Annotated in this window: 6 protein-coding genes; 4 read left to right on the top strand and 2 right to left on the bottom strand. The window is 58.9% G+C overall.

All coding sequences use genetic code 11. The features are described 5' to 3' along the window. A partial coding sequence (locus tag WA354_RS24535; protein ID WP_472815655.1) for a glycoside hydrolase family 3 protein occupies positions 1–1,518 on the bottom strand: 1,518 nt, incomplete at its 3' end. Between the two features lie 249 nt (positions 1,519–1,767). On the opposite strand from WA354_RS24535, the gene WA354_RS24530 reads away from it, so the two are divergent. The 4 genes from WA354_RS24530 (at position 1,768) to WA354_RS24515 (ending at position 4,834) form a co-directional block, all read left to right on the top strand. Continuing rightward, positions 1,768–2,664, top strand: coding sequence for a universal stress protein (locus WA354_RS24530; RefSeq protein ID WP_472815654.1), 897 nt, complete (start codon positions 1,768–1,770; stop codon positions 2,662–2,664). 185 nt (positions 2,665–2,849) lie between these two features. Then, a complete protein-coding gene (locus WA354_RS24525) occupies positions 2,850–3,347 on the top strand; it encodes a Crp/Fnr family transcriptional regulator (protein ID WP_472815653.1) in 498 nt (165 codons plus the stop codon). Positions 3,348–3,544: 197 nt separating this feature from the next. After that, a complete protein-coding gene (locus WA354_RS24520; RefSeq protein WP_472815652.1) occupies positions 3,545–4,192 on the top strand; it encodes a Crp/Fnr family transcriptional regulator in 648 nt (215 codons plus the stop codon). Between the two features lie 39 nt (positions 4,193–4,231). Beyond that, positions 4,232–4,834, top strand: a complete 603-nt coding sequence (locus WA354_RS24515; protein WP_472815651.1) for an HD domain-containing protein — start codon at positions 4,232–4,234, stop codon at positions 4,832–4,834. Between the two features lie 127 nt (positions 4,835–4,961). Here WA354_RS24515 and WA354_RS24510 read toward each other — a convergent pair whose 3' ends face one another. Further along, positions 4,962–5,915 carry a universal stress protein gene (locus WA354_RS24510; RefSeq protein WP_472815650.1) on the bottom strand — a complete coding sequence of 318 codons (954 nt, stop codon included), beginning with the start codon at positions 5,913–5,915 and terminating at the stop codon, positions 4,962–4,964. Between the last annotated feature and the right edge of the window lie 95 nt (positions 5,916–6,010).

The raw sequence follows: 6,010 nt of genomic DNA, 5'->3' as shown, positions 1-6,010 counted from the left end.
GACCGTGTAGTGATCGCTGCCCGAAGCCGCGGCGAGTACCAGGTACTTGCCGGCCTTCGGGGCTTTGAACGAGCCGGAGTAGCGAATGCTGCGCGGTGTCTTGTCTTCCGGGCCCCACCACTCCTGCTTGTAGTTATTGATATCGTGCGGTGTCGCAGTCAGTGCTGATCCGGTGAAGTTTTTGCTGGAATACGTTGCTTCTTTCAGGCCGGACTCCCAGTGAGTCTGCCCGAAAATGTCATTCATCTCAGGCAGCCCGCGCGTGTAGAGCACATGGGTATCGGGACCAACCAGGCTGGCGATCCCGGTGACGATGCTGACCGGCTGAAACGCATCCGCTTGCGACGAACCACCGCCGCCTGGGACTGCGGGCCACGCATCGGGTCCGATAATGGCGATGGTCTTCAACTTCGCTGCATCGAGAGGCAGTGTGTGTCCTTCGTTCTTCAGCAGCGTAATGCTCTCGAGCGCGCCTTTCAACGCTGTCGGCCGGTCGGCTACCGAGTAGGTTGAAACCGCGGGATCGAATTGCGGGCGATCGAGCCAGCCATACCGTAGCGCTACCCGGAATATCCGCAGCACCTTGCCGTCGATCGTCGCTTCTTTCACCGTGCCGTTTTTCACGGCCGGCACCAGCGTCTGCGCGTTCATAAAGCGCGGTCCCGGCATCTCGAGATCGAGGCCGTTGTTGGCTGCGGCAACGCCATCGTAGGTCGCGTCCCAGTCCGACATCAGCACTCCCTCGAAAGCCCAGTCGACCTTCAATACCTTGAGGTTCAGGAACTCATTCTGCGTTGCGTGCGAGCCGTTGATCAGGTTGTACGAGTCCATCACGGCGTCAACGTGGCCCTTGGTCACGGCGGCTTCAAACGAAGGCAGGTAGATCTCGCGCATGGTGCGCTCGTCCACTTCCACATCCACGTTGTGGCGGTTGTACTCCTCGTTATTCAGCGCATAGTGTTTGACCGTGGTGCTGACGCCCTGCGACTGCACGCCCTCAATGTAGGGCACCACCAGCGCGCCGTTCAGGAACGGGTCTTCGGAAAGGTATTCGAAGTTCCGGCCATTGACGGGCGCCTTTGCGTTGTTTACGCCGGGCCCGAGGAGAAAGTTGACTCCGCGAGCGCGAGCGTCCTTGCCGAGGCTCGCGCCTAGTTCTCTGGCGAAGTCGCGATCCCAGGTTGCAGCCAGGGCAGCGCCGCCGGCGTAGGCTGTCGTCGGTCCCCAGGTGCGTACGCCCACTGAGGCGTCGGACATTTTGAAGCGGGGAAGATCGATGGCGGGAATGGCATTGGTAAACATGCCGTCAACGCCGCCGATGAGCTGAATTTTCTGCTCCAGGGTGAGCTTTGCGACCATTGCCTTCGCTTTAGCTTCGATCGCAGGTGAATCGGCCACGGGAGCCTGGGCCCATGCGGAGCCGAGAAGGCAAAGCATGCAAGCAAATATGGCTAGCACGAGGCTCGGCATGCGAACGCGAACAAACGATTGAGTTGCAGGGTTTTGGAGGTTTTTCATGACGGGAAGAGCCTACCGTATCCGGCTCATGGATGTATACCGTTCCGGTCACCCCTCGAACTGCGGCAGGAGCCGGTCTACTACTCCGATAAGTTCCGCGTTTCCTGTCGTTTGTGACCACAATCACAGGAAGGGGTGAATGCGGTCACTGCTCCGCTCTTCATGCGAGAGCAGACTCAGTAACCATCGGGCCCGAATCGAGCGGCGCACCCATGCGCCAACAGCAACCTTGGCGCAAAGAAGGAAGTTATGAGTTTCGCATCCGGATTGAAGACCATCGTTGTTGCGACCGATCTGGACGGGCGTGCAGATGCTGCCCTGGAATACGCACGCAAACTGGCGGTTTCGTATGGCGCCCGCATCGTGCTTGCCCACGGCCTCGATCCCCTGGACTACGCCTCTGTCATTGCGGTTCCCGGCAAAGTTCTTCGCAGTCTCACGGAAGAGGCGCGCGCCACCCTCGACCAGTTGTCCGCCGACCTGGTTCGCGAAGGGATTCACAGCCATTCCGAGATTCGCCAGGGAGAAGTTGCCCAGATGCTGGTCGACGTGGCGCGGCAATACGAAGCCGGCCTCATCGTCATCGGGACGGAAGGGAAACAAGGGGCGGGCCCCATTGTGGTGGGGGCCATCGCCGAGCAGCTGGTGCGGCTGGCTCCTTGTCCCGTGCTCGCGGTTGCCGCCGACTACAACGCAGGAGCTTATCGCCCGGTGCCGGGCGGTCCGGTGATGCTGGCACTGGAGCGGAACGAGGCGACTACCGAGGCCGCAAAAACCGCATGTTCGCTGGCTGAGGTCTTTCACAGGACATTGATCGTAGTTCACGCGCGCAGGCCTGAGGAGGCGATTGCTTTTCTCAATCCCATTGCCACAACGCTGGAGCAATTCGGGATTGAGAGCACAGGGCGCTTTCCGCTGCGCTGCGTCGTCAAGGATGGCAAGCCCGGCGATGCGATCGCCGAGGCAATCGGCCAATATCAACCAAGTGTGCTGGTCATTGGAGTGAAGCGCACCAGTGAAACCCCGGGACCGCACGGCACGGCATTCACGCTGCTTGCCCGGTCGCGCGTACCGGTGCTCTGCGTGCCGCCTGCGGTTATGTCCGTTGCGCAGGAATCCGAGGCCTGTACCGGTGTGCCTCGCTGACGCAAACGGGGCGCGATAGTTGATCTCTCAGTTTGGCGAAGCGGCAGCAGTATTCCACAACCGCTCCATGAATCCATCCAGATCGCGGCAACATTACACCGCACACGGGATTGGAAATGATGACCTCAATTGACCGGAATCGCAATCGAATGACCTTGGGGAAGCTGGCAAGAGGAGACGGAACCATGCAATCAGCGGCAATCTTCGAGCGGCGCGACATTGCCGCCCCACATCCGATTGCAGAATTGTTGGCCTGTCCGCCCGAAGTCGGTAACATGCTGAATGCTTCCGCGGAATGTATTGAATTCGATGTCGGCGACGTCATTTTTCATCAGAACGACCTCTGCAGGGGCCTCTACGTTGTGATCTCCGGTTATATGCTGCGCAAGGCGGCGCGACTGGATACGCGACTGACGCTTGGAACCGCTCGCGCTGGCGAACTGGTCGAATTGGCAGCACTGTTGGGTGATGTACATCACACCTATACGCTGGTTGCCCAGTCGAAGGGAACCGCGATGCGTTTGCCCACCGAGGCGCTGCGGCGCGCATTTCACTTGTATCCGCCGCTTAGAATGCAGCTTCTCGGAGAGCTAGCCCGTGAAGTATCAAGGGCATATGGCATGTGCAGCGAAGCGAAGCTCGCGGGAGTCCGGCGCAGGCCGGCAAGAGCGCAGGAGCTTTGAATCGCCACGAATTGAGAGAGTCTTGGATTTAGTTGTCCAGAAATTTATTCCGAAGAAAATGCAAGGATAGCCTCTATCCCTCGCTATCCAGAAGAATTGGGATATACTCTGAATAACTCGTCGGAATAAGTATGGCTGGACTCCACTCTCATCACCCACCGGAAGATTGCCTCAATTGCGAGCACCGCCATCTGCGGATGTTCTGCAATCTCACAGCAGAAGCCCTGCAGGATTTCGACAAGATCGGAATCATGATGAGCCATGCGCGAGGCGCCAAGCTGTTTACCGAAGGTGATGCGGCGCGCAATGTTTTCGTCATTTGCTTCGGGCAGGTCAAGATTTCGTCGACCTCGCGGGATGGCAAGACGATGATCCTCAAGATCGCGGGCCCTGGCGACGTGATGGGGTTGAGCGCGGTCCTGGCGAACGTACCTCACGAAGTGACCGCTGAAGCCATTGAGCCTTGTCAGGTGAAGACGATTCGCAAGCAGGACTTCATTGATTTTCTCGGACGTCATGGAGTCGCGAGCATGCATGCGGCCCAGTCGCTCTCGGGCGAATATCTGACCGTCTTCCACGATGCCAAGCGACTTGCTCTTTCCGGCTCTGCCGCGGGACGTCTGGCGCGACTCCTGCTCGACTGGGGCAAAGCCGCTTCCAATGGGAAGCCGGAGATTCGATTCACCATGGCGCTCACGCACGAAGAGATTGCCAACATGGCGGGTACTTCACGCGAGACTGTGACGCGGTTGCTGAATCAATTCCGCCGCGACCAGTGGATCGTCATCAAGGGCGCGAGCATGACGATCTCCAAGCCCGATCAGCTCGAGCGTCTCACCGCTTAGTCTTCTTCCCTGAGTACCTTCTCATACTCGAGAGGAGCCATGTCTGTGCCACGGGAAGAAGCAGTGCAGCAAATCATCGATTTCATTCGTGAATTGGACAAGCTGAAAGCCGTGGAGCGCAAGACACGGCCGCTTGGCCTCGCCCGCTTTGAGAACTCTGCGGAGCACAGTTGGCAAATCGCGGTGCAGGCAATGGCGCTGTCACGCTATGCGGAGGAGCCGATCAAAATCGAGCGTGTAGTCGGTATGCTTCTGCTTCACGATATCGGCGAGATCGATATAGGGGACATGATCGTTTATGCTACCGAAGGCCTGGAGCAGCGCGAGCTGGCCGAGCAGCAAGCGGTGAAGCGCATCTGCGGCCTCCTGCCCGCCGAAATTGGCGGTACATTCCTGTCGCTTTGGCAGGAGTTCGAAGCTGCCGCAACCCCGGAAGCTAAATTTGCCCACGCGATGGATCGGTCCGTCCCGATCATTCTCAATCTCGCTAACAATGGGCAGAGCTGGCGCGAGAATGGCATTCGCTACGAGCAGGTCGTCAAGCGAAATGGCCCTGCTGTTCAGGCGGGCTGCCCGGCGCTTTGGGCAGTTCTGAAGCGGCAACTCGACGAGGCGCGGGCCGAGGGCTGGTTCGGGATCTAACACGACGTCTCGCGCTGCCGGGTATCGTCACGTTTTAAGCAGCCTTATTCCTGCGCTCAAATCCGCAGGTGTCAGTCCGATCGACTCGCTGCGAGCCGAATGAATTCATTGATTGTCCACGATTCAGTTAAAGGCTGATTCTGTCATGCTCAGGCGGAAACGGAGCCGTCTCTTCTTCCTCATCGCGCAGAGTGAGCACCGGGCAGCGAGCATGCGCCAGTACGCGGTACACAGTTCGATCGTGCGTCAAGTTGTGAAGCACAGATCGATGTGTCGATCCCAGAACGATAAGGTCCGCTACGAGTTCTGCGGAAGCCGCCAGGATTTCGATCGCTGGATGTCCATGGGCAACACGAGTCTCAACCCTGGCGCAGCAGGACTCCGCCGCACCAATTTCCGCAGCGAGAATGCTCAGTTCGCGCATCGCCGTCGAATATAGACCTGTGGGCAGGTGTTCGCGCTCCATCTCCTCTATCGGAGGCAAGACATGGAGCAGAACCAGCTTTGCTCCCTGGTGTGCGGCAATCTCGCATGCAAGTGCTGCGCTCGGGCTTGAGGTCTCTCGTAATGTTGTGGCGTGCAAGACTACCCTTTGCCGGGCGTCGCTTGCCGCGTCGAGATGAGCCTCGGGTCCCACGGTAATGACCGGGAGGTTTACCGAGCGCAGCACTTGTTCTGCCACGGAGCCAAGGAGCAGCTTGCTTACCTTGCCCCGGCTCCGGGTCCCGAGAAAAAGACGATGTGCCTTGAACTGACGAGTCGCTGCGACGATCTGCTGTGCGGCCTGGCCCTCGCGTACGACGGCATCACACGCAATGTCCTGCGCACGCGCTCTCATTCTCCAGGGCTCAAGAGTCTTGATTGCAAAATCAATGGCGCCAGTGGGGTCGTAGTACGGCATCCCCACAGGGTCGGCTACGATGCCTGCTCCTGCGCCAAGAACATGAAGCAGAATAAGGCGCCCGCCTGACTGATGCGCCTGCTGCAGCGCAAATGGAACAAGCCGGTCCAGATCGCTGAGATCCGTCGCGACCAGGATCACGGTTGGTTGGGCCCATCGGCTCTGTCCGGCATCCGACATGGCGCGAACACCTTGTACGCGAAAAGCGTCGCACCGAAAACATTCAGGGGATGTGCCTGAGCGCACGCGCTTCGGTGAGTCAAATCACATCAACT

The sequence above is a fragment of the Occallatibacter sp. genome, from assembly GCF_049802275.1.
GTDB lineage: Bacteria > Acidobacteriota > Terriglobia > Terriglobales > Acidobacteriaceae > Telmatobacter.
The sequence above is the reverse complement of the archived record's forward strand: the minus strand, read 5'-3'. Positions and strand labels throughout refer to the sequence as shown.